Origin of the sequence: Pseudomonas sp. SMN5 (assembly GCF_052041925.1) — a bacterium.
Lineage (GTDB): Bacteria > Pseudomonadota > Gammaproteobacteria > Pseudomonadales > Pseudomonadaceae > Aquipseudomonas.
The window spans coordinates 45,169-70,913 of sequence record NZ_JBKGGX010000002.1 but is presented as its reverse complement, the minus strand read 5'-3'; the positions used below and the strand labels follow the sequence as shown (position 1 = coordinate 70,913).

Sequence of the window (25,745 nt, the reverse complement as noted above, 5' to 3'; positions counted from 1 at the left end):
CTGAACATGATCTCGACGAATCTTGCCGGTCTGTTACGCCAGGCGCTGTGTCACAGCGGTTGCGTGGACAATCAGATCGGCCATTTCGACAGCCACAGCACGATAGAAATGCAGATGAAAAACCTGCCTGATATCAATGTCGCGATGGTGAATGGCGATGTATGGATCTGGGCTGCAGTCGCCGACGCGACCCCACAGGTGTTCAACTATAGCGCCTTTGAACTGATGCAGTTCTTGCTGGAAGGCAATGCTTTTTCCCGCACCGGGCAATTGCACTTGTGCGAGGTCGAAGGGCTGTTGGAGTTGCGCTTGATGGCCAATAACTTTGCCCTGAGCGATGCCGGGCATTTTGCTCAAGCGTTGGACGCCTTCGTGCTGGCCATTGAAACCCTGTTGGAAATCCTGCGTCGATGAACCTGCGCCTGGAACGACACGCCGCGCACCCCTTGCGCCTGAGCGGCCCGTTGATCGAGGCGGCGCTGGAGGCGGTGGTGGTCGGTGAGGTCTGTGAAGTACGCCGCCACTGGCGTTCGCCCCAGGTGACAGCCAGGGCCCAGGTGATCGGTTTCAAGCCCGGGTCGGTCGTGCTCAGCCTGCTGGGCGATGCCAAGGGCTTGTCTCGGGAGTCGATGATCGTGCCCACTGGCGCGACCCTGCAGCTAACTTGCAGCGATGCCTTGCTCGGCAGCGTGGTTGATCCTCAGGGCAGGGTGGTCGAGCGCCTGGCGCCGTCGACGGCGGTCGCGCAGCGGGACTGTCCGGTGGATGCCGATCCACCGTCGTACCAGCAGCGGCGCCCGGTGGCCGAGGCTTTGCCCACCGGCATCCGGGTCATCGACGGCTTGCTGACCTGCGGCATTGGCCAGCGCATCGGCATTTTCGCCGCTGCCGGTTCCGGCAAGACCACCTTGATCGACATGCTGATCGAGCACACCGACGCCGAGGTGTTCGTGATCGGCCTGATCGGCGAGCGCGGGCGTGAGGTGACCGAATTCATCGCACACCTGCGTCAGTCGCCCAAGCGTGCGCGCTGCGTGGTGGTGTACGCCACTGCGGATTTTTCCTCGGTGGATCGCTGCAACGCGGCGCTGAAAGCCACCACCATCGCCGAATATTTTCGCGATCAGGGGCGGCGCGTGGTGTTGCTCCTTGATTCTTTGACCCGCTACGCCCGCGCCCGCCGCGACCTGGCCCTGGCGGCCGGTGAAGCGCCGGCGCGGCGTGGCTATCCGGCCTCGGTGTTCGATGCCTTGCCGCGCTTGTTGGAGCGACCTGGGGTGACGGCTTCAGGGAGTATCACGGCCTGGTACACCGTCCTGTTGGAAAGTGACGATGAGCCGGATCCGATTGCCGAGGAGATCCGCTCGATTCTCGACGGCCACATCTACCTCAGTCGAGCCCTGGCGGCCAAGGGGCATTACCCGGCCATCGATGTCTTGCGCAGCGTCAGCCGCGTGGCAATGCAGGTCACCACGCCCCAGGTCCAGCAACTGGCGGCGTCGACCCGAGCGCTATTGGCGCGTCTGGAACAGCTGCAGGTTTTTCTCGACATGGGCGAGTACAGCCCAGGTGTAGACGCGGCCAACGACCAGGCGATGCAGCGTCGAGAGGCGCTTGAGCAATGGTTGCGCCAGCCCACGGGTGAACGTTGTGAGCCGGACGAAACCTTGCGCAGGCTGCATGAACTCGTTGGCTGAGCGGCGGCGCCTGTTGGCGTTCAGTCAATTGCGCCGCCAGCGTGGCGAGCAGGCGGTGTTGCGTGCCCGACAGCAGTTGCAGCCACTGCTGCTGGAGCGCTGTGGCTTGGAGGAGCAGGACGCGGCGCTGCAACGTTTACTGGCAAGCCACCGGGCCAACGATTGCGTGCTGGACCACGGACAGTTGCTGACGCTGCTGCGGACCCAGGCGGTCATTCGCCGGCGGATCGACCTGTTGCGTGTCGAACGTGATCGGGTGGATCAGCAATATCGGGTGCTAGAACAACACTTGCAGCAGCTGCACGAGCAACTGCGCGGGTTGCTGCGAAGACACGACAAGTACGAGCACGCTGTCCGGCAGGCGTTGCGCTTGCAACGACTCGAGGCGGTTCGCCGGGAAGAACGGGAATTGGAAGAGATGATGAGTGTGTGGCGATGAACGAGTTGTCCCTGCTGCCGGCTCGACCGGTCCAGGCCCTGGATCCGGTCGGTGATGAGCCGATGGATGAGTTGCACGACAAGCTGGTCCCGGTGCAGGAGGATCAATTGCCACAAGGCGTATTGGACTTGGTGGTTACGCTGATTCGACCGCATCGGGCCGCGCTGCAAACCGCTTCTGCGCTCGCCTGGCCTTCGACGCGCAGTGCCCAGGGGACGGAGAACGCCGCGCCCGATGGGGCGCGACCGAGTGCTTGGGGCGTGAAGCTTATCCCTGTTCCGTCAGCACGCTTGCCGGTCGATCAGCGGATGCATCCGTTGGTGCCGCAACGCTTGGACCTTGCCTTGTCCATCGGTGAAAAAACAACGCCATCTTCGGTGCTGTCTGAACCAACACCGTTGGATTTGTCGAGCGATACCCCGTTGCGGTTGTGGCCCGGCGTCGATGAGCTCTTACCCCAAGCGTTGGCGAACTTTCCGGGCGTGCGCTCTGCGCAGCCGGTTGCACCCACAGTTGCCACGTCCCCCGTGGCGTCACCGGCGCAACCGCTCGAACCCACGGCCGAGACGTTGCCCGCGTCAGAGCGCGGATGGCTGCAAGTACCGTTCAACAATGGAGTCGCCAGCGGCCAGGTGACGATCAGTCGGGCCGTCGAGGAGCCCATTCGGAACCTGACCCTCAGCCCCGGCAATGCCCAGGTCCTGGAACAACTCAGGGAGCCTTTCGCCCAGGCCCGCGAGTCCGCCTGGCGCCTGGTGGAGCGTGACGGCGAGCAGTCGCGCCAGGGCGAGCGTCAGCCACTGGATGAGGACCTGGATGAACAGGCCGGATCTTTCCCATGAGTGGATTGCAGCTGCGACGGGTCGATCCTTTGGCCCACACGCATGCCCAGGCCATCCAGCGCTGGCGGCATGCCGGCAGTGACGCCGGTATGGGAACGCTGCCGGTGCGACCCGGTTACTTGCGGTTTTGCGCCCAGGTTGATAGCGGGTGCTGGCATGGGTTGGTCATGGCTCGGGATTGGCTGCATCGGTCGCTGCCGACGCTGCGTTCGTTGCTGCTGCATGAATGCCCATTGCCAAGCATCGTCGAGCTGTTCCGCGCGGTGGCAAGACCGTTGCCATTGCCCGTGGACGAGTTGCGTTACAGCAGGCTGTCGGACATCGAGCCGGTGGCCCCGGCGCAATTGCCGGTCAGGCAGTTGCCCTGGCTCGAAACGCCCCAGGGCAGGCTCTGGCTGACCCGGTTACCGATCCCGGACGCGACGCAGGCGCCCCTGCGACTCGATCCGTGGCTGAACAGCCTGCCGATGCACCTGGTGCTGGCCCTGGGCACCAGCCAGCTCAGCGGTGCGGATCGGATGCGCTTGGCCGAGGGCGATGTCCTGCGTATCCAGCAGCAAACCCGCCACTGTCTGTTGGCCGAGCGATGCCTCGGCGTCTTCACCTTTACTCATGAGGGTCTACACATGCAACCGAGCGATGCCAGTCCTGAAGGGGTGGAGCCGCCGACGGTCGATGTCGACCTGGGCACGCTGCCGGTGCGCCTGGAGTTCGTGCTTGCGACTCATCAGGTCGATCTCGCCACCCTCGCGCAGATCATCGCCGGGCAGTTGATCCCGTTGGCGGAGGATGCGGCGCAACACATCGAAGTCAGGGCCAATGGCAAGCCTGTCGCCCAGGGCGAACTGGTGCAGCTGGACGGACAGCTGGGCGTCGAGTTGCTGAAGGTCTATCGGAACAGCACCGATGAATGACGTCTCGTTGATCGCGCTGCTGGCGTTCGCTTCGCTGCTGCCGTTCCTGGTGGCGGCGGGTACTTGCTACCTCAAGTTTTCCATTGTGTTTGTCATCGTGCGCAATGCGTTGGGCTTGCAACAGGTGCCTTCGAACATGGCGCTCAATGCGATTGCACTGATGCTCGCGGTGTTTGTCATGACGCCAGTGGTCAAGCAGGGCCATGACTACTACAAGACCGAGGCGGTGAGCTTTACCGATATCGAGTCGGTGGTGGATTTCGCCGAGAACGGCCTGGGCAGCTACAAGGATTATTTGCGCAAGTACACCGACCCGGAGCTGGCGCTGTTCTTCGAGCGGGCCCAGGCGCTCCAGGGCGAAGACGACGTCGGCTTGCCCGAGGATGAACAGCTGTCGCCGTCATTGTTTGCGCTGCTGCCGGCTTATGCCTTAAGTGAAATCAAGAGCGCCTTCAAGATCGGTTTCTACCTGTACCTGCCTTTTGTAATCGTCGATCTGGTGATCTCCAGCATCCTGCTGGCGCTGGGCATGATGATGATGAGTCCGGTGATCATCTCGGTGCCGATCAAGCTGGTGCTGTTTGTCGCGCTGGATGGCTGGGCGCTGTTGTCCACCGGTCTGGTCAAGCAATACCTGACCTTGCTGGCATAGGCGCAGGCGATGAACGAACTGGTCTATGCCGGCAACAAGACCCTGTATTTGATTTTGCTGATGGTGGCGTGGCCGATTATTGTCGCCACGGTGGTCGGCCTGGTGGTCGGGTTGATCCAGACCGTGACCCAGTTGCAGGAACAGACGCTGCCGTTTGGTTTCAAGCTGGTGGCGGTGGCCGCGTGCCTGTTTTTGCTCTCGGGCTGGTACGGCGAAACCCTGCTGGATTTCAGTCGTGAAGTCATCCGCCTGGCGCTGGGCTAGGCGATGTCGGTGACATTGTTTTTCGACCTGTATGCCTGGTTCGCCGCAGCCGTGCTGGGTGTGGCGCGACTGGCGCCGATCTTCTTCATGCTGCCGTTCCTCAACAGCAGCGTGCTGACCGGTGTCGCACGCCAGGCGGTGATGGTGTTGGTCGCGCTGGGGTTCTGGGCCTACGTCGATGGGCCGTCCCTGGCAGTCGACAGCGTGGGTCTGCTCGGCCTCATCGTGCGCGAGGCGAGTATCGGCGTGGTGCTGGGGGTGCTGTTGTGCTGGCCGTTCTGGGTGTTGCATGCCATGGGCAACCTGATCGACAACCAGCGCGGGGCCATGCTCAGCAGTACGGTGGATCCGGCCAACGGCGTCGACACTTCGGAGCTGGCGAACTTCCTCCAGTTGTTCGCGGCGGCGGTTTATCTCGAAGGCGGCGGCATGCTGTTGATGCTCGAAACCGTTGCCCGCAGTTACCAGGTCTGTTCGCCGGCCCACGGCTGCGAGCTACATTTGTCCGCCCTGCACGGGGCGCTCGATGGGCTGGTGAGCAAGACCCTGGTAATCAGCGCACCGGTGGTGGCTGCGTTGCTGATCAGCGAAGCCTTGCTCGGTCTGCTCTCGCGCTATGCGCCACAGATGAACGCCTTCTCGGTGTCGCTGACGGTCAAGAGCCTGGTGGCGCTGGTGGTGTTGATGCTGTATTTCGGCGTGCACCTGCCGGATGAAGTCCTGCGCATGGGCACGACCTCCAAGGCGTTGGCAGATTATCTGAGCGGGGCGGAGGGTGGGCATGTCGTCCAGCGCCTCGAAGACTGAAAAGCCCACCGCCAAGCGGCTCAGGGATGCCGCACGCAAAGGCCAGACGTTCAAGGCCAAGGACCTGGTGATCACCTGCCTGACCCTGTGTGGCATCAGCTACATGGTGTTCAACAGTTCGCTGGGTGACGTCATGCAGGTTTACCGGCGGATCATCGCCAGCGATTTTGACGCTGACCTGCAAGCCTACTCGGCGATGCTGGTGCTGGTCGGGCTCAAGGCGTTGCTGCCTTTGCTGCTGGTGTGCGTCTTGACCAGTGCGCTGCCGGCGCTGTTGCAAAGCGGTTTTGCATTGGCCAGCGAAGCGTTGAAGCTGAATTTCGGCGCATTGAACCCGATCAACGGCTTCAAAAAGCTGTTCAGCCTGCGCACGGTCAAGGACACGTTCAAGGCGTTGTTGTACCTGGGCAGTTTTGCCATGGCGCTGTGGATCGTCTGGGTTACCCAGCGGCAATTGCTGTTCGGCCAACTGTTCGCCCAGCCCGCGGCGCTGTTCCAGATCTGGGGGCATTTGTTGCTGGTGTTGGTGCTGGCCTTCCTCGCGTGTGTCCTGCTGATCGTCGTGCTCGATGCGCTCAGCGAATACTGGTTGTTCATGAAAGACCAGATGATGGACAAGGACTCGGTCAAGCGTGAACACAAGGAGCAGGATGGCAACCCGCAGATCAAGGGTCGCCGCCGCGACCTGCACATGGAGCTGTTGTCGGAACAGGTCAAGTCCGACGTGCGCAGCTCGCGCATGATCATCGCCAACCCGACCCACATCGCCATCGGCGTGTATTTCCGTCCGGAAATCACTTTGCTGCCGTTCATTTCTCTGATGGAAACCAACCAGCGCGCCCTGGCCGTGCGGGCGTATGCCAAGGAGGTCGGGGTGCCGGTGGTCAACGACGTGGCCCTGGCCCGGCGCATCTTCAAGACCCACCAGCGCTACAGCTTCCTTCAGGTGCAGGAGATCGAAGAGGTGCTGCGTCTGTTGATCTGGTTGGAGCAGGTGGAGCAGGCGTGAGGCCGAAGAATGCACAGCACAAACTGGAGCTTGCCCCGACCCGTGGCGAGGGAGCTTGCTCCCGCTGGGGCGCGCAGCGGCCCTGAAAGCTGGCGGCGCGGTGGGGCAGGTTGATCGAGTGAGCCTCAAGAGGGGCTGCAGCGCAGCCCAGCGGGAGCAAGCTCCCTCGCCACAGGAGCAGTGTTCGACAGTGGGCTGGTGCCAAGGCGAATGAGCGCTATTTGGCAGCGTGGCTGGCTGCATTCTTGGCTCAATGCACAGGTCAGCGACGCTGGCGTTTTTTCAGGAGTGTGGCCGATGAGTCGCAACAACAAACAAGACGAGCAGGTGGCACTGGAGGTCGTGGACGCCGTGCTGGGTGGCGCGGCGTTGAAAGACGTGCAGGGTCTCAGTGATGAGCACATGGACGGCCTGTATGCCTTCGCCTTTCAGTTCTACGAACAGGGACGGCTGGACGATGCGGAGAAGTTCTTCCACTTCCTGTGCATCTACGACTTCTACAACAGCCATTACTGGATGGGACTGGCGGCGGTGCACCAGCTCAAGCAGAACCACCAGAAGGCCATCGACCTGTATGCGATCGCGTTTGCCCAAGGCAAGAACGACTACCGGCCGATGTTCTACACCGGCCAGTGCCATCTGGCCCTGGGCAAGATCGGCAAGGCCCGGCTGTGTTTCGAATACGTGCTCGAACAGGCCGCGCAAGACGATCTGCGCGAGCAGGCCAAGGCGTATCTCGACACCTTGGCCAACATGGAACCGCATTGTTCGGAGGACTGAACATGACTGACATAGGCATTACCCGTAGCCCCCTGTTCCCGGGTGGAATGAGCCGCACCGAGGCTTTTGAAAAATACGGACCTGCTGCCAGCAAGGCCGCCAGGACCGCGGATTATCAGGAAGCCGGCCGCAAAGCCCTGGCGGACTTGATGTCAGTGAAATACGAAGGCCGTGCCGGTTCGTCTCCCGTCGGCAGTGGCCGGCCGGTGCTGCACGCGCCGCCGCCACGGGCCGATGGCAACCAGCACCAAACCAATGGCGACCTGTTCACGCTGTTGATGGCGATGATCAGTGAGCTGATCGGTGAAGTGGACGTCAACAAACTGAAGAACCGCCTGGCGATGCTCCAGAGCATGGCCAGCGCCCGACAGCAGGGGCTGGAAAACCTGTCGGCCGATTACGCCGCAGCCCTGCAGGCCTGGGCGGCAGCCGAAGGACAGGTCGGCAGCAGTCAGCAACACCTTGAGCAATTGCATGAGCGGGTCGTGCTTATGCAGGGCTTGCTGGCCGAAAGCGAAGCCCGTCTGGCGCAGTTGGACCCTGAGTCCGCCGAGTACGCCTTGGAGCTTGCCCGTCGCGACCAGCTCAAGGGCGAGCTGGCCGGCCACACCCAGGCTTTTAATGCGGCGACCGAAGCCCATCTGAAACTGATCGGGATCGCCAATGCCTTTGCCAACGCCCTGAGCGGCGTGGTCAACCGGGTGGTGGCGTCCGGCATCAGTGGCCCCGCCACCCAGGACACCGATGAGAAAGCCCTCAGCAGCAGTGCATTGGCATTGCTCAATCGCCTGAAGATCATCGAGTTGCTGGGCGAGGCGGCGCAGAACAAAGAGGAACTCAGCCAGGAGCTGTTCCAGGAATTGCAGGTCAAGCTTCAGGAGCACATGAAGCGTGAGTCGGATAGATACCTGGAGGAAGTCCGCAAGGCCGAGGCACTGCAGAAAACCATGGGCTGCATCGGCAAGATCGTCGGGGCGATAGTGGCCACTGTCACTATCGTTGCCGGGGTCATGACCGGCAACTTGCCGTTGATCGTGGTCGGGGTGGTTGGCATGGTTGTGATGTTTGCCGATGTGGTGGTAGAGGCAAAAACCGGCAAGTCGTTCATGGCCGAGGCCATGAAACCGTTGACCGACGCGATGCAGGAAGCCATCAAGCGCTTCACCGAGCTCTACACCCAACTCTTGATCGATTTCGGCGTCGATCCCGAGAAGGCCCGGGATATCGCGCAGATCGCCGGCATGATCCAAGGCGTGATCTCGACCCTGGCGGCGCTGGCCCTGGTTGCCATTGTCGGCGTGCAGGTGATCGGGCCAGTGGTGAATGCCGTCGCCTCGAAACTCGCCTCGGTGGCCTCCCAGGCGGCGCCCGCCGCGATGCAGGCCATGAAGCAGATGGCGTCGTCCGTCGGTAACACCCTGACGCAAGCGCTCACCCAGCTCCGCGGGTTCATCACCCACGGCGCCGACCCGGTGACGCTGGCCCGTTATGCCGCGAACCTGGAGATCGCCCAGGCCCTGACCGAATTCGGCAACGTGGTAGTGCAGGGCGGTTTGCAGATCCAGAGCGGCAAGCACCAGGCCCAGGCCGCCGTGCACCTGGCGGACGTGCGGGTGCGCATGGCGATCAGCGAGGAAATCAGCCGGTACCTGACCCAGGTGGTCGAGGACTACGGGCAAGCGATGCGCGACAGAACCCGACAGATCGAACAGGTCTTCGCCGACCTGCAACGCAGCCATGCCGTGAGCCTGAGCATGGTTCGGCATGTTTGAAATCAATCACTGACCCCAGGTATCCGAGATGATCAATCCTTACGCTACGACCGGGATCGCCCCTGTACGGGTCGATGCCAACCCAGAGCACCCGTCCAAAACCTATCGCTCCGATTCCGCGGTGTTCGACGCGGCCACCGCCAGTCAGGTACTCAAACGCGACAGCTTCATCGCGGCGACTGAGCTCGAACGCAGAATCAACGCCTATCAGCTCACCGAAGCGGATGGGCAAGACTTCCTGGCGGCCTCGATGATGCTCAGCGACGAAGTGCGCAACGAACTGATCTTCGACCCCGGCGCCTGGGAAAAACACGCCAACGTCCTGGTGGCCGCGATCATCGCGCTGAACATCGCACGCGTCGCCAATGCGCAATTGCGCGGTCATTTCACCGTCATGGCATCCGACGCGGCCAAGGCGCAGGGCAGGGCCATCGTCGAATCCGGCCAGGCGGCGCTGCACAGTGCCATCACCGCAGCCGTGGTGTCCGGCGCCGTCGCCGGTTTTTCCATGGTCAAGACGCTTCACGGGCAGGCCTTGAAACACGCCGACATCGGCCTGCACAGGCGCAACGCCTTGGATGCCGGCAACCTCGAACGCGACCTCAAACTGCAGCGCCACCGGGATGACTGGGACCCGAAGACCACCTACAAGATCAACACCCTGGATGATTTCGCCCGTCCGACAACCGTCGATTTCAAACCCAAGGGCGCCACCCTGACGGCCCAGGAACAGGCCTGGTTCGAGGGCGAAATCCTCAAGGCCCAGAAGGTCGGCCAGACCTCCGATTGGCTGAGCCAGATGGGCAGCAAAGGCATCGAGAAGAAACTGGAAATCGGCCGCGCCCTCGGCGCCATGTCGATGAACTTAAGCCAAGTGGTGGCCAACGTGGTGCGCCTCGCCGAGCACGCCGCACGGGAGCGGGAAGTACTGCAGCAGAGCGCGCAGAACAGCCAGAAGAGCCTGGCCGATGAAGTCGCGCAGAAAGACGCGGCCGAAGCGGCGTTGTTGCAGAAGCTGATGGACATGGTGATGCAGCTTTTCCAATCGCGCAGTGACGTTATTCGCGCTGTGACGGCTTGAGCAGGAGAGAAATATGGAAATCACGAAATTCATACCGACGCCAGTCGTATTGCTGCCCAACGTAGACGCTATGGTCGATGCGCCGTTGCTGTCGGAAATACCCGCTGAGATTCAAACGGTCAGCTCACTGACGCAACTTCTTGATCGGTCCATGAATGCAATGAATCGCAGTCTCGCCAATATGCTCAAGAGCCCATTCAACGCCAAGTCGCTGGAAGGCATGACCACCGAGTCCGTGGCGCAACGGTTTATCCCGGAGCTTCTCGAGCAGATCCACGCCAAGCGCGATCGGGCGCAAATGTGGGCCCAGCGAGCCCACCAGTGTTGTGCGGTGATGAGCCACGGCATGAAGTCCACGCTTCTGGACGAAAGTCGAATGCGTCAGCTCAACGATGAACAAGGCGAAATACTGCGCAGCCTCAAGCAAGCCTTGGAGCGGGATAAACCTCTCGAAATAGCGGAGGCCCTGGATGTCGGGATCAATTCCTCCAATGACTTCTTCGAGAAACTGCTGGAGCTGATCGACCTGATCAAGAACGGCTATCTCGCTGGCTACGAACACATCATCGCCGCCTATTCGGACTTCTTCGCCGACTTCAACGCCGAGATCACCGCGCAGATGAAGGACTGGATCGAGGGCGCGAACGACGGCAAGGACGTCAAGCTCGATGCCGGTGCCCTGCGCGCCGCCCTGACCCGGCTGATCGACAAATACAGCCATCCCAACCCGGCCTCCGTGCTGTTCCCGAAACCCGGGGAAGGCGGCGCCAGCAAGGACGAAGCCGAGAAATGGCTCAAGGCCCTGGGCCTGCCCGGCAGGTGTCTCAAGCCAAACGGTGACGGCACCTGGTGCGTGGTCATCGACCTCGACCCGCTCAACCTCATGAAGAGCGGCCTACCTGCCAGCGGCGGCACCGTGACCTGGGACACCGCCAAGTACAACCAGTGGCAGACCGGCTTCAACGCCCAGGAAGAACGTATGAAGAACCTGCTGCAGTCGTTGACCCAGAAGTATTCGAATGCCAATGCCTATCACGACAACTTCAACAAGACGCTGTCGGCGCATTTGAATCAGTTTGCGGATATGTTAAAGGCAATGTTGAATTTCTGAAAAAATTCAAAGCATTATTTTTTAATCCGGTACGGCCAGCGAATTATTTGGCTTGCCGGATTTTTTTTGGAGGAGGGATGCGATGGCGAGTTCATTGGAACGGATGGAAGTTGAGCGGGAGATAATAGAAATACTGTCGGGGAGCCTTATGCAGAGTGATCGGTTGATAGGCCCTGATTCGCAGTTGGTCGAGGATTTGTATGTGGACTCCATTGTGTTGATTGAGATGGTATTGGAGTTGAATGAACGGTTCGGTATTGAGATTTTCGAGGGGGAGGTTGCCGAGTGGAGGACGGTGCGAGAGATATGCAGCTCGGTGGAGAGTTGTATAGTCCGAAAATTTTGAAAAGGTGCTAGGCTTGTTGGTTTTTATGAAGGGCGCTTCAAGAATGAGCTAGAAGCTAAGTAAGGGGGTTGTTTGTGCCAGTCGAGATGGCGGGGTTGAGGCAGTTAAATATTTTTACTGCCTCTCTGTAAACGTTTTAGACAGAGACCGTCGACAGGTGGTCTCTTCTTGCAAGAGTTGATTTAGTTTGTTTTTTTGCGTTCGTTCAATAAGCTGGATAGCTCTTCATCATGGATTTCAATGGTCAGCTGTTTGTCGAATAAATCTTGTTGGTTGTTCGAGATCAGTTTCTCTAGCGCTTCGCTATTTATTTCGATTAATTCGTCATCGATGAGCGCTGCAACGTCCTCGGAGAATTCACGATGCTCGACTCCGTTGTGGGCTTCCATTTGATAAACGGCAAGCGCCGGAAGAAAAGAGGTTTCTATGTAGTTTGGTTCCTTGTAATCGGTCATATGCTTTTCTTCGCCGATCGTAAGTGGGGCGCCAGCTTCGAATTTTGCGAGCAGCAACGTGTTCAGCTTGTCGCTAATGACAAGCACTTGTAAGTGAGTTATCTGATCTTGAAGCATGCTGATGAACGCTTCTTTGCTTTCTATTTTTATTTCTGGAAGTGCTTTGATGTCATTGTTTTTTTTGAAGGAAATCGATATGTCGGAGGCGGCCTTGCTTGTATGGGCCAAGGTCATCGTCGTACCCATGACGGCCGCATGCGTTTCCACGCTGTGCGGTTTAATTATAGGGAAGTGATTCAAATCACCTTCTGCGTACAAGGTCCTCCCTGTAGGTTTCATTTCTGCCTCTGATATATATTTTGCCGTACGTGCCTCATTGCTCGATTGGGATTTTGATGAGGCTAACTCGTATTTGGAAAAAGCATTTTTTTGTGAGGTTGAGTCTGTTTTTGGACCTTCTTTGTATTCAACGTTTATATATCCTCCCGCCAGAACTTTTGATGCTAATGTCCAGCGATGATAGTGAGGGCTATCTTCTTCGCCCAAGCCGCTACCTCTGACGTTGAAAGAATGGAGACGCAGATTCCAACCCTGTTCGGGGTTGGACATTAAATAAAATTTACTAAAGAACGGCGCTTTAGCGGAGTTCTGCTTGCAGTTTGCTAATAAGTCATCGTTGGATTTGATATGTTCCAGAATGTCTATGAGGTCCTTTTTTGAAATGGGCTCGATGTCCGCGGTTACTCCAGGGCTTTGTTGAAAGCCGGACTCGGTTTCTGGACGAAAGTGTTCGTAGCGATCGCTGATCATTGAGAATACTTTTTGATAGGTTTTTTCTTTTTCTTGATTGTTGGAGGCCGATTTGTTGGGCTCGGTGGTAGAGGTGGTTTCGCTTGTTGTAGGACGAGCTGAAAAATTAGAAGCGATGCTTGTAATGGTCATGGGTATTGGTTACTTGGGAAAGGAATGGTTACGATAAAATCTCCTTTGAGATATCTGCTTGTAAAAAAAGCTCATGACTTTACATGTTTGAAATTTAAGGTGGTCATTAAGTTCGTTGTATGGCCTGAGGATAGAAACCCTACGGCTTTTGTCGTAAATTCTTACTGCCATAAAGTTAAAGTCCTACGGAATCCACCCACGCATCTTCCTATAGTCACGCAGCTCGTCATCCTGAGCCTGCCTGCCGGCAGGCTCAATCGCGCTTCAGTCACTTTCTATAGAGAAGTCTCAGAGTATGGACAGTACAACTGATCAAACGCCGGACCAGTCATTCGTTTTTGACCACTGGCTATTGCAAAGCGATGGAACGCTGATGCGAGACGGACAAGGTGTCCATGTTCCCCCTAAAGAATTGCACGTGCTGCGCCTGTTGCTGGGTTCGGCAGGTTCGGTGGTCGGCAAGGACCACCTGCTGGACCAGGTCTGGCCCCGCACGGACACGGCCGAGGAGTCGTTGACCCGCTGTATCTATGCCCTGCGTAAGTTGCTCAAGGACAACAAGGATTTCATCGCGACGGTGTACGGCCAGGGGTATAGATTCACCTGCCCGGTGGTGGCGCTCGATGGGCCGAGCCAGGCGAGGGCTACGGCGCCTTCGTTGGCCGTGCTGCCGTTTCGCAATCTGGATGAGACGGCGGCGCTGGATCTGCAGGATGTAATGATCCGTCAGTTGAGCGTGGCGTTCGGCGAGGCGTTGCGGGTTATTCCCTCGGGCATGATCGCGGCCTGTGGGGCCGTGCAGGATGTGCGCTCGTGGGTCGGGCGGTTGTCGGTGGATTACTGCCTGAGCGGACGTTTCAGCGGTTCGGGTGGGGCGCCGCTTTGGTCGGTCGAGCTGATGCGTGGCGCCGACCAGTCGTTGCTCCATGGGCAGACGCTGGACGCCAGCGATGCCGGCGAGGCGTTGGGCGCGTTGACGTGTCTGGTGGCACAGCGCGTGCCCGGCTTGCGCCCGGTGGGAGATCGTTGTGGTTCCTACCCGGTGGCGGTGGCGTACCTCAACGGGCTGTGCAGCGTGCAACGACACACCGCCCAGAGTCTGCGCGATGCCGCGGTGCTGTTCAGGCAATGCTTGAAACTCGACGCCGGGTACGCGCCGCCCTGGTGCGGCATGGCGGATGTCTGGCTGGGACAGGCGATGCTGGAGGTAGTGGAGCAGGAACGGGCGATCGAAGAGGCCCATGTGGCGGTTTCCAATGCCTTGGCGCTGGATCCCGGTAGCCTGCCGGCGTTGACGCGATTGGCCTTGCTCACCAGTCTGCGCGGTTGCGAACAGGCGGCCGAGGTGTTGTTCCGACGCTGCCTGTTGTCGGCCGACCAGGCGGACGTGCTGTACTTTCACGCCTGGCATCATTGGTGCTGGCGCCGTAATGCGCTGGCGGCGCGCATCATCGAACAGTGCTTGGCGCACGATTCCGGCTGTGTCCGGGCCCAGTTGCTGCAGGTGCGTATTGACGAGCAACTGACCTGGGCCGGCGAGCGGCGCCTGGCATGAAGGGACAACGCAATGCCTGGCTGTGCTGGCCGGTATGCCTATGCCTGGGCCTGGGGGTGACGCAGGCCCATGCCTGGTGCTGGAGCGAGGCCGGACGGTTGCATGGCATCGAGCCCGAGTTGCTGCAAGCGATCGCCGAAGTCGAATCGGGGCAGCAGCCGGGCGCCATCAACCACAACCGCAACGGCACCCGCGACATCGGCCTGATGCAGGTCAACAGCAGCCATCTGCCGCGCTTGAAGCGCCAAGGAATTACCGAGCGGCGATTGTTGGAGGAACCGTGCCTGTCAGTGGAAGTCGGGGCATCGGTGCTGGCCGGATTCATCGCCCGTTACGGCTACAACTGGACGGCGGTCGGCGCCTACAACGCCGGCAATTCACCCCATCGCCAGGCTGCGCGTCTGCGCTATGCGCGCAAGGTCTGGCAGCGTTATCAGGTGCTTATCCAGGGCCAGCCAGGGCGACCTGCGACCGATGCAGGGGGTGGATAGCATCCTGTGGCGAGGGAGCTGGCTCCCGCTGGGGCGCGAAGCGGCCCAAGAACCTGGTGACGCGGTTTGACAGCCTGTCGAGTTTTTGGAGGGGGCTGCTGCGCAGCCTGACGGGAGCAAGCTCCCTCGCCACGAGGTGCCTGTCGCACGCCCATGTCATGTCATGAAAAGGTCGGCTCGGGATTCTGATCGTTCGTTGTGCACTATCGGCAGATTTCGATCAGGAAGGCTGACTTCGGGCTTTCTACCATGGCGGCTCATTTGACTGCTCTGGAGTTTGGCTGGTGACAGTCCCGACGGCCTCCACGCTACAGCCCTGCGTCTTGCGGATACTCAATGGTCCGTTGCAGGGTTGCGAGTTCGCGCTTGGCGAAGGCAGCACGGTGTTCGTCGTCGGCGCGGCGGAGCTGTTGGGAGAGGGCGCGCTTTCAGCCAGTGTGCCTGCCGAGGCCATTTTTATTCCGCTGGAGACCGGTGGCAGTAACTTCGAGGTGCTGGCCGACCAGGCTACGCCACAAGGCGTGCCATTGCGGGTGCTTGGCGAATCGGTCGAGGTTCGTCACGCGGCGTTCCAGGCCAGGGTTCAGGTCGGTGGCTTGCATATCGCGTTGCGTCCAGAGGGGCAGGCCTGGGCGCCGGAGCTTTTCCATCGAGCACCCGCTGCGCCCGGCCACGCTGCCGCACCCCTGGCGTGGCGCAGCCCGCGCACGCTTTGGGTCGCCTGCGGCCTGGTGCTGGCGACGCTGGCGGTTGCGCTCGGCGTGGGAGTGCGACCGGGGCCGACGCCTGAGACCGCCGTCCGTGCCCTGATCGCCGGCGCCAGTGCCCAGGTACAGGTGTTGGGTGGGCGCGACGAGGCGGTGTATGTGCTTGTCTCCAACGAACGCGATGCCGGCTGGAGCCGTCAGGTGCTGACGCGCCATCCCGGCCTGAATGGCACGGTGCTGGTGATGGACCAGGAGCGACGTCGGCTGGAGCAGATGCTGACTGACTATGACCCGCAACTGGCCTGGCATGTTCTGGACCTCAAGGACCCGTCTCTGCCACGTCTGTCGCTCAGTGCACAACGCAACCTGCTCACGCCCGACAGCCAGGCACGGCTGCTCGAAGCGCTGCTCGCGGCGGCGCCTTATGCCCGCGATGTCGTGGTGCAGATGCAGGATGACCGGGTTCTGGCCGACCTGGCCCAGGGCGGTCTGCAACGCCTTTCGCTGGCCTTCAGCCGGGTCGAGCATCGCGACAGCGTCACGTTTGCCGTCCAGGGCAACTTGCAGGATGCCGAGCTGGCTGCGGCGCGCCAGTACGTCGACGATTTTTACCGGCAGTGGGGGGATCGCTACGTGCACTTCACCGTCGAGCTCAAAGACGACGCGCTCAAGGGCAAGTCGTTTCAAACCGGCCCGCAGGGCTACGTCAAGACGGGGTCTTCGTCCTGGCATTTTCTAAATCAGACAGAGTAGGTGACGCATGGCTGGTATCGGACTCCCCATCACATTCCCCGATGACTTTCTCGGTGAGCAGGCCGCGGCATTCGAAGAGGGTGCGAAGAAACTCAAGGAAGCCTTGGACGAAGCGCTGGAGAAGCTGAAAAACGATGCGTCCGACCCCGGTCTGCTGGCGGCCTACCAGACGGCATTTTCCTCGTACACGGTCTTTCGCAACGCCCAGACCAACACGATCAAGGGCTTCAAAGACATCGACATGGCGATCATCCAGGCAGCGCGCTGACGCTTTCTCTTTCGGCTGGCCATCGCTCGTGACGATGGCCCTTTCAGGAGGGCACCGTATGCCTTTGCAAGGTCTTTATCCGTCGGCCATCGAGCCGTTGGCCGTCGTTGAATTGCATGGCCCCCAGGAGGGGCCGATCGTTTCGCTGGAGTCGCGACTGATCGACAGCTACGCCCGGTCAGCCGTGGACAGCGGGCAGGACGTCACTGCGATTGGCGAGTTGCTGCGCCGCCCCGACATCACCGACCCTGACGTGCTGGCCCGGCTGCAGGAGCTGACCGGACAGTACAACGTCGACATCAACTTGCTCAACGTGATGGTGCGCAAGGCCGTAGGCACCGCAGAAACCCTGTTGCGTGCGTCATGAGAACGGGCCTTTGTTGCGTGTTGCTGTGCCTGGTCCTGGCGGGGTGCCGCCAGCCGAGCCTGCTGGAGGGGCTGGACCAGCAACAGGCCAACGAAGTGTTGTCGGTGCTGCAGCGCAACAATATTGCTGCGGTGAAGGTCGACACGGGCAAGACCGGTTACGCGGTGAAGATCGATCCGCTGGATTTTGCCGCTGCCGTCGACCTGCTCAATCTCTACGCGTTGCCCTCCAGGCCGCGCCTGCAAGTTGCCCAGATGTTTCCCGCCGACGCGCTGGTGGCGTCGCCCCGCGCGGAAAAGGCCCGGTTGTATTCGGCGTTGGAACAGCGTGTCGAGCAGTCGCTGGGTGTGCTTGAAGGCGTGGTGTCGGCGCGGGTCCACATCAGCTATGACCTGGACGCCGGCGAGGGCGGGCGCAAGGCTGCGCCTGTCCACCTTGCGGCGGTGGTACTGCATGAACGCGATGTCGAGGGGCAATTGCTGATCAACGACATCAAGCGTTTTCTCAAGAACAGTTTCGCTGCGGTGGACTACGAGAACATCTCGGTGGTGCTGTCCCGGCGTTCGCCGACCCAGCACGTTGCGCCGTCGCGGCTCGCGGCCCAGGGGTATTCGCCCTGGCCGTGGCTGCTGGGGGTGATGAGCGGATTGCTGGTGGCCGGTGGGGCTGCCTGGCTCTATCACTTTGCCGGGGTGAGGCGACGTGATGTCGGACGTTGAATGCCTGCGGCGCATTCTCGCCGAGCCGTTGGCTTACCTGCACCCGCAGCGCCTGGTGATTCCCCCTGCGTTCGAGGGCGACGAGGCGCGTCGCCTGCTCAATGGCATGCTGCGCGACGGGCTGGCGCTGCCTGTGACGTTGCCTGCGACAGCGCTGGGCGGCGTGGTGAAACAGTGGGTTCGTCACTGGCGGCAACTGCCCTCTGTCGCGTTGCTGATGGGCGCCAATCGGCTGTTGCCTATGTTGGCGCGGGGCGCGGCGTGGCGTGGCCTACCGGCGTCGGTGCTGCGGTTCGCCGGCTGTCGCCTGGGCGCACGCGGCGGCCTGCCCGTCGAGGCACTACCGGTTTCAATGGCGCACGTCGAAGCGGCCGGCCTCAATGCGCTGTGGGGGTGGCACCGCCAGGTTCCCCCGTGGCTGCTGGAATGCCTGGCCTTACAGTTTTCCGAATCGGTCGTGGGCTTGCATCGGCAGTGGCCGGTCCCTGAGCCGGACCCGACGCTCTTCTTCCTGGCGGTGCAACATGCTCGACTCGATCCGATCACTGACTGACCTGCCCGACGGCGAAGACGCGCACCTGGCCCGCGAAGACATTGCCGCCGCCCGCCGTCGTCGACGCCTGCAACTGGAAGCCCAACGCAGGGCCCGCGAATGTGTCGAACAGGCACGGCGCGAGGCCGAAGCGGTGCATGCCGAGGCATTCAGGCAAGGCTATGCCGAGGGCGTCCTGCGGGCGGTCGGGCATCTGGCGGAGGGGTTGTCGAGGTCGCAATCGCTAGGCCTGCAATTACGTAACGCGCTGGCCGAGGCCGCTCGGGATTTGCTCGCCCAGGCCCTGGAGCAGCCCCAGTGGCTGAACGAAATGCTCCAGCGTTGGCTGGTTGCGCAACCGGGCGAGACGGGTGCGGTATTGCAATTGCTGTTGCCAGCGCATTGCCGAGAACGAGGTGATGAGTGGCGCGAGCGCCTGCGTACATTTTGGGCCGGAGACCTGCTCGTGCAGTACCACCTCCAGAACCGCTACGTGCTGCGACTTGGCGATCAGTTGCTGGAGTTCGACGTTGAAGCCACCCGACAACGGCTGGAGCCCCGGCTGTTGGCCGGCATCGAGCAGTTGCCGGCGTCGGTTCGCGCCCTGGACCAAGGTGCGCTTCGGGCGCTTGAAGCGTTGTGCTCAAGCTTCGCCGAGCAGGCAGCCGACGCGATACATGACCATGAAGATTGAATCCACGACCGCTCCAATTTCTATCGATCGCAGCGCGGTGCCAGCGGTGCAGACCCTGGAGGCGCGCCTGTTGGCGGCCCGTCAGGAGGCGAGCCAGGGCAAACGCCCGGATCCTGAGTTCGAGCATCTGTATCAATTGCTGCTGGCGATGGAAGGTCAGGGGGAGAAGGCCATTTATGACTTTTTACGCGGGTTGCGCGGGGCTGACGGGGAAGCAGCGGCGTACCCGACCGCGAGCGCGTTGAAGACGATCACGCTACAGGTCCTGTTTCGGTTGAAGGATGAAGGGCTCGACAAGTCGTCGCTCTATAAGGAAGTCAGCGGCGCTAATGGGCTGGCATTTGCGATGGAGGTTTTTGTCGCGGGGTGGATGCGCGATGTCTTTCAGCCGATGGGGGATGAGGCGTGGGAGAAGAGTGAGTGGTGAGGAGGCGCCTTGGTAACGAGACAAGGCGCATACCTCTTCAGAACATTTATACGGTCTTGGGATTGCGCTCGTTGATGTAGGTGCTGCTGGGACGTAAGGCGAACACCACGGCGGCGACGAGAAAATTGGCGATATGGTCAGCCGTACGTTTATCGACCAGCTCCGAAAAGTACCGCGAAGCCGAGATGACCACGGCCATGATGACTTGCCCTACGGAGGTTCGTATCGCATTCGTGGACAGCAATTGATTACCTATTTGCTCGGCAGTGGGCAGTCGAACAGTGACGGGGTTGACCCGATAGCCCTTTTCAGAGGGATTTGCCTGGAGGGCATGCATCGCTTCGCCCATGAATAATTGGCCGAGGACGTCAGCGCCGCTGTTATAGGCTCCTCGCGACAAATCGTGTTGCAGCAGTGGATCCAGGGACTCAAGCATCTGGCTGACGCGGGCCTCAGGTGCCAGATCTACATCAGACGCGTTTGCCTCCTGTTGTGCCATCCAGGCCATAAGTTGAGACGCCAGGCCTTCCCCTTCAGATGATGAAGGCTTGTTACCTTGTCCCATGACATACCCGGGACCGGAACGGGGGGCGGTGTAGTTCATTGCGGTGAACGACAGGAACTGGAGTATACCGTTGATCAGGCCTGCGACTGCCGTACCGCCGAGGTTGGCTTTTGCGTTGTCGCCGGCAGGGCAGAACAGGCTCACCAGATCCTGGGCAAATGTGTAGAAGGCCATTTGCGAGCCGAAGGAAGCCAAGGCCGGCAGCGCCGATGGCACGGTTGCGGCAGCGGCGAAGGCTAAGCCCGATATGACGAGTGTAAGTAGACGGGCCAGGCGCGTTTCCCGGTTTGCCGTGCCATTGCATTCGTCTCTGACCGCGCCCAGGACGTTCAACAGTGGGCCGATCATCTGGACGATCGAGCCAATGACGTTGCGCGTCAGCGGGGAGGCAGCATTGGATTGGAGGAGTTTTTCCAGGGCGAATCCGATCAGTTGCCTGACCACCGTGAGGATAGCGGTGACAAGACCAGTGCGTAAGACGGAGTGCGTCACGTTGCCGGCCCAGCGTCCAAAATCGCCTTCGAACTCGTTACGGGCCAGTTTGCCCAACTGTTCGCTGAGGTAGGCCAGGACTTGTTGAGCACGGGATAGGAATCGGTCGGGCTCCAGGGAGCCTTTCAAATCCTCGAGGCATGCCAGAAGGCCCCTTTCCAGCCCGGACGTGGTATTCGGTGCGTAGCTGCCAGGGTCCTCTATCAGTAGCGCTATGTGGTCCAGAAGAGGAATGGTGCGCTCAGTGTCGTTTCGCTCTTCGATGATCATACGGATCGCACCCTCCACACTGCTCAAGGCAAACTCCATGTCTTGCGGTGAAAGTGGTGCCCTTTGTTCGGTAGGGATCTCCTGATCGATCCTGCGCAGGGCTTCTTCAAGTGAGTCAATATCGATAACCGTGTGCGGTTCATGAGAGTGAATAGTGTTAATGGATTGAGTGGCCGGTCGGGCTGTGTCGGCGATCTTCATTTTCTGATCCTGCGTGGTGGAGCGTGGCTGAAAACTGCAATCGCAGTTGCATTGATCTTTTGAAGGCTTTTTGCGCCCGCCACTATCAAATAACGCTCTCTTACGCATTGCGGTGCAGCGAGGCCAAGATGTAGCCCGCGATCGTCAGGGTTCTCGCCGCTAGCCGTCCTGGCCGGTATACTCCGCCTCACTTTTTATTGCCCAGAGTCACCCACCCATGTACACCCTGGCCCGTGAGCTGCTGTTCAAACTTTCCCCGGAAACTTCCCACGACCTGTCCCTGGACCTGATCGGCGCGGGCGGACGTTTGGGCCTCAACGGTATGCTGTGCAAGGCCCCGGCGAAATTGCCGGTGACGGTCATGGGGCTGCAATTCCCGAATCCCGTGGGGCTGGCGGCAGGGCTGGACAAGAACGGCGCGGCCATCGACGGGTTCGCCCAGTTGGGTTTCGGCTTTGTGGAAATCGGCACCGTCACCCCGCGACCGCAGCCGGGCAATCCCAAGCCACGGCTGTTTCGCCTGCCGCAAGCCGAGGCCATCATCAACCGCATGGGCTTCAATAACCTGGGTGTGGACAACCTGCTGGCCCGCGTCGCGGCGGCCAAGTACCAGGGCGTGCTGGGGATCAACATCGGCAAGAACTTCGACACGCCGGTGGAGCGTGCCGTCGACGATTACCTGATCTGCCTGGAAAAGGTCTACGCCCACGCCAGCTACGTCACGGTGAACGTCAGCTCGCCGAACACCCCGGGGCTGCGCAGCCTGCAATTCGGTGATTCCCTCAAGCAACTGCTGGCCGACCTGGCGCGGCGTCGCGCAGAACTGGCACTGACCCATGGCCGGCACGTGCCGCTGGCGATCAAGATCGCCCCGGACATGAGCGATGAGGAAACCAGCCAGGTCGCCCAGGCCCTGATCGAGACCGGTATGGACGCGGTGATCGCCACCAATACCACGTTGGGTCGTGAAGGTGTCGAGGGGCTGGAGCATGGCGACGAGGCGGGCGGCTTGTCGGGCGCGCCGGTGCGGGACAAGAGCACCCACACCGTGACGGTGCTGGCCGCCGAGCTGGCGGGGCGCTTGCCGATCATCGCCGCGGGTGGGATCACCGAAGGCCGCCATGCTGCCGAGAAAATCACCGCCGGGGCGAGCCTGGTGCAGATTTATTCGGGCTTTATCTATAAAGGGCCGGCGTTGATCCGTGAGTCAGTGGATGCCATTGCGGCGTTGGGTTGATCGCTGCGCCTTGAAGGCTGAGCAGTCCCCCCTGTGGCGAGGGAGCTTGCTCCCGCTGGACTGCGCAGCAGTCCTGAAACCAGCTTATGCCATTTGCCTGGTTCACCGTGCAATGGGTCTTGGGTCCGCTGCGCCCGAGGCGTCGGACCGGCCCAGCGGGAGCAAGCTCCCTCGCCACAACGGTGTTTGCAACTCAGGCACTTACATAAAGCAAACCCATTAAAAAGGGCTCCTCGAAGGAGCCCCCTGGGCCGTAGCCCGCCGTCCGGATGGGACGCGCGTGGTTAAATCGATGGTGGGATCAGATTGTCGATTTGTTGAGTAATAAGCCCTGTGTCAGCCGACGGCGTGAAGTTCGTTGAGTCTGTGGATACCCGCAGTGCCGGTCATACCGTCCCAGTTGTCGCCGCGTCCTTCTCGCCAGCCATTGATCCAGGCTTGGCGCACTGACGGTAGAGTAAAGGGGCAAAGCTCACGGGATTTACCACCAACGCCATATTGGTAACCGCGTAAAAATGCTCTTTCCAACGGATCACGCTTAAGTCTTCTCATAGGGTGTTGCCCTCACTTGTTGACTGTTGCTTAGCGTCGACCTCTAGCGAGGCCGGGGCAGAATCATTCTGCCGTTGGTGGCTCGTTGCCGGCGTGACGAGCCAAGGTGTTGGCGCCGTCTTGGCGTCAACCTGTGTTGAGTTCTAACCAAAGCGTCACATGGATGGAATGATCGTTTTGTCATAAGCACGTCACAATAAAGCTGTTAGGGCGATAAGTAACTTGATGTTCATTGACCGCTTTTGAGCAAGACCCCTGTATGATCGGCCCTGCGCTGAAAGGCGCGGCCTCTGCTCGAATGAGAATGTCCCCCTGTTGCACTCGGGTACTATTCGACGAAAGGGGCGAGTTTTCATAATTTGTTGCAGAGAATTTTTTACCTGCCCCCTCATCTAAGCTCTTTTGACCTGAGCGGGGGCGGGACGGCACACGTTCGTGCCACGCGGGTGCTCTTGAGAAAAGCACCTGATTGAACCCGGTCCGGCAATGCGTTGCCCGGGCCACTTAGCCAAAGGCGCTGGAAATCCCATGTCTGATCGTTTCGAACTCTTCCTCACTTGCCCCAAGGGCCTCGAAGGCCTGCTGATCGAGGAAGCCGTCGGGCTTGGCCTTGAAGACGCGCGCGAGCATACCTCGGCCGTGCGCGGCAGCGCCGACATGGAGACGGCTTACCGGCTGTGCCTGTGGTCGCGCCTGGCAAACCGTGTGTTGCTGGTGCTCAAGCGCTTCCCGATGAAGAACGCCGACGACCTGTACCAGGGGGTCCTGGACGTGGACTGGCAAGACCACATGTTGCCTGACGGCACCCTGGCGGTAGAATTCAGCGGCCATGGCTCGGGTATCGACAACACCCATTTCGGCGCCTTGAAGGTCAAGGACGCCATCGTCGACAAACTGCGCACCCCGTCGGGCGAGCGACCGTCCATCGACAAGCTCAACCCGGACCTGCGCATTCATCTGCGCCTGGACCGTGGCGAAGCGATCCTCTCCCTGGACCTTTCCGGCCATAGCCTGCATCAACGCGGCTACCGCTTGCAGCAGGGCGCCGCACCGTTGAAGGAAAACCTCGCCGCCGCCATCCTGATCCGCGCCGGCTGGCCGCGCATTGCCGCTGAAGGTGGGGCGCTGGCCGACCCGATGTGCGGCGTCGGTACGTTCCTGGTAGAAGCCGGGATGATCGCCACCGACATGGCGCCGAACCTGCGCCGCCAGCAGTGGGGCTTCACCGCCTGGCTCGGCCATGTGCCGGCGCTGTGGAAAAAACTCCATCAGGAAGCCAGCGAACGCGCCGCCGCCGGTCTGGCCAAGCCGCCGCTGTGGATTCGCGGCTATGAGGCCGATCCACGGCTGATCCAGCCCGGTCGCAACAACGTCGAACGCGCCGGCTTGACCGAGTGGATCAAGATCTATCAGGGCGAAGTCGCGACCTTCGAGCCGCGCCCGGACCAGAACCAGAAAGGCCTGGTGATCTGCAACCCGCCGTACGGCGAGCGCCTCGGCGACGAAGCCAGCCTGCTTTACCTCTACCAGAACCTCGGCGAGCGTCTGCGCCAGGCCTGCCTGAACTGGGAAGCGGCGGTGTTCACCGGCGCGCCCGACCTGGGCAAGCGCATGGGCATTCGCAGCCACAAGCAGTATTCGTTCTGGAACGGCGCCTTGCCGTGCAAGCTGCTGCTGATCAAGGTCCTGCCGGACCAGTTCGTCACGGGGGAACGCCGTACCCCGGAGCAGCGCCAGGTCGAGCGTGAGCAGGCACTCCTGGAGGAGTCGCAAGAGCAAGCGCCACAGGAGCGCAAGTACAACAAGAATGGTAACCCGATCAAGCCAACGCCGGCGCCGGCGCCCGTGGTCGAGCAGGCTCGGTTGAGCGAAGGCGGGCAGATGTTCGCCAATCGCCTGCAAAAGAACCTCAAGCAGTTGGGTAAATGGGCCAAACGCGAAGGCGTGGAATGCTACCGGGTCTACGATGCCGACATGCCGGAATACGCCATGGCCATCGACCTGTACCACGATTGGGTCCACGTCCAGGAATACGCCGCGCCCAAATCCATCGATCCGGAAAAAGCCTCGGCCCGGCTGTTCGATGCGCTGGCAGCGATCCCCCAGGCACTGAACATCGACAAGAGCCGCGTGGTGATCAAGCGTCGCGAGCGCCAGAGCGGCACCAGACAGTACGAGCGCCAGAGCGCCCAGGGCAAGTTCACCGAGGTCAACGAAGGTGGCGTGAAGTTGCTGGTCAACCTCACCGACTACCTGGACACCGGGCTGTTTCTCGACCATCGGCCCATGCGACTGCGGATCCAGAAAGAGGCGGCGGGCAAGCGCTTCCTCAACTTGTTCTGCTACACCGCCACCGCCAGCGTTCATGCCGCCAAGGGCGGGGCGCGCAGTACCACCAGCGTCGATCTGTCGAAAACCTACCTGGACTGGGCGCGGCGCAACCTGTCGCTCAACGGCTTCTCAGACAAGAACCGTCTGGAGCAGGGCGATGTGATGGCTTGGCTCGAAACCAGTCGCGATGAGTATGACCTGATCTTCATCGACCCACCGACTTTCTCCAATTCCAAGCGCATGGAAGGCGTATTCGACGTGCAGCGTGACCACGTCCAGTTACTGGACCTGGCCATGGCGCGGTTGGCGCCGGGCGGCGTGCTGTACTTCTCCAATAACTTCCGTAAGTTCCAGCTCGAAGACAACCTCGCCGAGCGCTACGCGGTGGAAGAGATCACGGCCAAGACCATCGATCCGGATTTTGCCCGCAACGTCAAGATTCACCGTGCCTGGAAAATCATGGCGCGCTGATT

At 60.7% G+C, this 25,745-nt stretch carries 28 protein-coding genes; 25 read left to right on the top strand and 3 right to left on the bottom strand.

Features of this window, described 5'->3' with window-relative positions; genetic code table 11:
• Positions 1–6 precede the first annotated feature (6 nt).
• The 14 genes from ACLEJR_RS02060 to ACLEJR_RS01995 all read left to right on the top strand — a co-directional run bounded on the left by ACLEJR_RS02060 (position 7) and on the right by ACLEJR_RS01995 (position 11,714).
• Positions 7–414 (top strand): Invasion protein B family, encoded by a 408-nt coding sequence (locus tag ACLEJR_RS02060; protein ID WP_440797248.1) that lies wholly within the window; start codon positions 7–9, stop codon positions 412–414.
• Positions 411–1,697 carry a type III secretion system ATPase SctN gene (gene sctN, locus ACLEJR_RS02055; RefSeq protein ID WP_440797250.1) on the top strand — a complete coding sequence of 429 codons (1,287 nt, stop codon included), beginning with the start codon at positions 411–413 and terminating at the stop codon, positions 1,695–1,697. Before ACLEJR_RS02060 ends, sctN begins: the two co-directional genes overlap by 4 nt.
• Positions 1,681–2,136, top strand: coding sequence for a type III secretion protein (locus ACLEJR_RS02050; protein ID WP_440797252.1), 456 nt, complete (start codon positions 1,681–1,683; stop codon positions 2,134–2,136). Before sctN ends, ACLEJR_RS02050 begins: the two co-directional genes overlap by 17 nt.
• A complete protein-coding gene (locus tag ACLEJR_RS02045) occupies positions 2,133–2,978 on the top strand; it encodes a SpaN/EivJ family type III secretion system needle length determinant (protein ID WP_440811878.1) in 846 nt (281 codons plus the stop codon). The genes ACLEJR_RS02050 and ACLEJR_RS02045 overlap by 4 nt, the downstream gene beginning before the upstream one ends.
• On the top strand, positions 2,975–3,892 hold the full coding sequence (locus tag ACLEJR_RS02040) for a FliM/FliN family flagellar motor switch protein (protein ID WP_440811875.1): 918 nt from the start codon (positions 2,975–2,977) through the stop codon (positions 3,890–3,892). The genes ACLEJR_RS02045 and ACLEJR_RS02040 overlap by 4 nt, the downstream gene beginning before the upstream one ends.
• Positions 3,885–4,544, top strand: coding sequence for an EscR/YscR/HrcR family type III secretion system export apparatus protein (locus ACLEJR_RS02035; protein ID WP_440797258.1), 660 nt, complete (start codon positions 3,885–3,887; stop codon positions 4,542–4,544). Before ACLEJR_RS02040 ends, ACLEJR_RS02035 begins: the two co-directional genes overlap by 8 nt.
• Positions 4,545–4,553: 9 nt before the next feature.
• Positions 4,554–4,808 carry an EscS/YscS/HrcS family type III secretion system export apparatus protein gene (locus ACLEJR_RS02030; RefSeq protein WP_109751523.1) on the top strand — a complete coding sequence of 85 codons (255 nt, stop codon included), beginning with the start codon at positions 4,554–4,556 and terminating at the stop codon, positions 4,806–4,808.
• A gap of 3 nt (positions 4,809–4,811) precedes the next feature.
• Positions 4,812–5,615: a type III secretion system export apparatus subunit SctT gene (gene sctT, locus ACLEJR_RS02025; protein ID WP_440797260.1), complete on the top strand. Its 804-nt coding sequence runs from the start codon at positions 4,812–4,814 to the stop codon at positions 5,613–5,615.
• Positions 5,590–6,624 carry an EscU/YscU/HrcU family type III secretion system export apparatus switch protein gene (locus ACLEJR_RS02020; RefSeq protein ID WP_440797262.1) on the top strand — a complete coding sequence of 345 codons (1,035 nt, stop codon included), beginning with the start codon at positions 5,590–5,592 and terminating at the stop codon, positions 6,622–6,624. Before sctT ends, ACLEJR_RS02020 begins: the two co-directional genes overlap by 26 nt.
• A gap of 297 nt (positions 6,625–6,921) precedes the next feature.
• Complete coding sequence (gene sicA / locus ACLEJR_RS02015; protein ID WP_440797264.1) at positions 6,922–7,404, top strand: type III secretion system translocator chaperone SicA; 483 nt, start codon at positions 6,922–6,924, stop codon at positions 7,402–7,404.
• 2 nt (positions 7,405–7,406) lie between these two features.
• Positions 7,407–9,176 (top strand): type III secretion system translocon subunit SctE, encoded by a 1,770-nt coding sequence (sctE, locus tag ACLEJR_RS02010; protein ID WP_440811872.1) that lies wholly within the window; start codon positions 7,407–7,409, stop codon positions 9,174–9,176.
• 28 nt (positions 9,177–9,204) lie between these two features.
• Positions 9,205–10,257 (top strand): IpaC/SipC family type III secretion system effector, encoded by a 1,053-nt coding sequence (locus tag ACLEJR_RS02005; RefSeq protein WP_440797267.1) that lies wholly within the window; start codon positions 9,205–9,207, stop codon positions 10,255–10,257.
• 13 nt (positions 10,258–10,270) lie between these two features.
• A complete protein-coding gene (locus tag ACLEJR_RS02000; protein ID WP_440811869.1) occupies positions 10,271–11,368 on the top strand; it encodes an IpaD/SipD/SspD family type III secretion system needle tip protein in 1,098 nt (365 codons plus the stop codon).
• Positions 11,369–11,450: 82 nt separating this feature from the next.
• Positions 11,451–11,714, top strand: a complete 264-nt coding sequence (locus ACLEJR_RS01995) for a phosphopantetheine-binding protein (RefSeq protein WP_440811867.1) — start codon at positions 11,451–11,453, stop codon at positions 11,712–11,714.
• A gap of 182 nt (positions 11,715–11,896) precedes the next feature.
• Here ACLEJR_RS01995 and ACLEJR_RS01990 read toward each other — a convergent pair whose 3' ends face one another.
• Complete coding sequence (locus ACLEJR_RS01990; RefSeq protein WP_440811864.1) at positions 11,897–13,111, bottom strand: hypothetical protein; 1,215 nt, start codon at positions 13,109–13,111, stop codon at positions 11,897–11,899.
• Positions 13,112–13,484: 373 nt separating this feature from the next.
• Here ACLEJR_RS01990 and ACLEJR_RS01985 point away from each other — a divergent pair, with 373 nt between their 5' ends.
• The 9 genes from ACLEJR_RS01985 (at position 13,485) to ACLEJR_RS01945 (ending at position 19,624) form a co-directional block, all read left to right on the top strand.
• Positions 13,485–14,666: a winged helix-turn-helix domain-containing protein gene (locus ACLEJR_RS01985; protein WP_440811861.1), complete on the top strand. Its 1,182-nt coding sequence runs from the start codon at positions 13,485–13,487 to the stop codon at positions 14,664–14,666.
• Positions 14,663–15,157 carry a transglycosylase SLT domain-containing protein gene (locus ACLEJR_RS01980; protein ID WP_440811860.1) on the top strand — a complete coding sequence of 165 codons (495 nt, stop codon included), beginning with the start codon at positions 14,663–14,665 and terminating at the stop codon, positions 15,155–15,157. Before ACLEJR_RS01985 ends, ACLEJR_RS01980 begins: the two co-directional genes overlap by 4 nt.
• 284 nt (positions 15,158–15,441) lie before the next feature.
• Positions 15,442–16,617 carry a PrgH/EprH family type III secretion apparatus protein gene (locus tag ACLEJR_RS01975; protein ID WP_440811858.1) on the top strand — a complete coding sequence of 392 codons (1,176 nt, stop codon included), beginning with the start codon at positions 15,442–15,444 and terminating at the stop codon, positions 16,615–16,617.
• A gap of 7 nt (positions 16,618–16,624) precedes the next feature.
• Positions 16,625–16,885 (top strand): type III secretion system needle filament subunit SctF, encoded by a 261-nt coding sequence (gene sctF / locus ACLEJR_RS01970; protein ID WP_042730845.1) that lies wholly within the window; start codon positions 16,625–16,627, stop codon positions 16,883–16,885.
• Between the two features lie 58 nt (positions 16,886–16,943).
• On the top strand, positions 16,944–17,252 hold the full coding sequence (gene sctI, locus ACLEJR_RS01965; protein ID WP_440797282.1) for a type III secretion system inner rod subunit SctI: 309 nt from the start codon (positions 16,944–16,946) through the stop codon (positions 17,250–17,252).
• Entirely contained in the window at positions 17,249–17,971 is a 723-nt protein-coding gene (locus ACLEJR_RS01960; protein ID WP_440797284.1) for an EscJ/YscJ/HrcJ family type III secretion inner membrane ring protein, read from the top strand. Before sctI ends, ACLEJR_RS01960 begins: the two co-directional genes overlap by 4 nt.
• Entirely contained in the window at positions 17,958–18,524 is a 567-nt protein-coding gene (locus ACLEJR_RS01955; protein WP_440811856.1) for a secretion system protein, read from the top strand. Before ACLEJR_RS01960 ends, ACLEJR_RS01955 begins: the two co-directional genes overlap by 14 nt.
• Positions 18,496–19,197, top strand: coding sequence for an oxygen-regulated invasion protein OrgB (locus tag ACLEJR_RS01950; RefSeq protein WP_440811853.1), 702 nt, complete (start codon positions 18,496–18,498; stop codon positions 19,195–19,197). Before ACLEJR_RS01955 ends, ACLEJR_RS01950 begins: the two co-directional genes overlap by 29 nt.
• A complete protein-coding gene (locus ACLEJR_RS01945; RefSeq protein WP_440811851.1) occupies positions 19,181–19,624 on the top strand; it encodes a hypothetical protein in 444 nt (147 codons plus the stop codon). The genes ACLEJR_RS01950 and ACLEJR_RS01945 overlap by 17 nt, the downstream gene beginning before the upstream one ends.
• A gap of 46 nt (positions 19,625–19,670) precedes the next feature.
• Here ACLEJR_RS01945 and ACLEJR_RS01940 read toward each other — a convergent pair whose 3' ends face one another.
• Positions 19,671–21,152, bottom strand: coding sequence for a hypothetical protein (locus ACLEJR_RS01940; RefSeq protein ID WP_440811849.1), 1,482 nt, complete (start codon positions 21,150–21,152; stop codon positions 19,671–19,673).
• Positions 21,153–21,369: 217 nt separating this feature from the next.
• On the opposite strand from ACLEJR_RS01940, the gene ACLEJR_RS01935 reads away from it, so the two are divergent.
• Complete coding sequence (locus tag ACLEJR_RS01935) at positions 21,370–22,389, top strand: quinone-dependent dihydroorotate dehydrogenase (protein WP_440811847.1); 1,020 nt, start codon at positions 21,370–21,372, stop codon at positions 22,387–22,389.
• A gap of 336 nt (positions 22,390–22,725) precedes the next feature.
• Here the strand turns inward: ACLEJR_RS01935 and rmf are convergent, their stop codons facing one another.
• Positions 22,726–22,941, bottom strand: coding sequence for a ribosome modulation factor (gene rmf / locus ACLEJR_RS01930; protein WP_003223300.1), 216 nt, complete (start codon positions 22,939–22,941; stop codon positions 22,726–22,728).
• A 528-nt stretch (positions 22,942–23,469) separates the two neighbouring features.
• Between rmf and rlmKL the strand changes: the two genes are divergently transcribed.
• A complete protein-coding gene (gene rlmKL, locus ACLEJR_RS01925; protein ID WP_440811844.1) occupies positions 23,470–25,743 on the top strand; it encodes a bifunctional 23S rRNA (guanine(2069)-N(7))-methyltransferase RlmK/23S rRNA (guanine(2445)-N(2))-methyltransferase RlmL in 2,274 nt (757 codons plus the stop codon).
• Positions 25,744–25,745 lie beyond the last annotated feature (2 nt).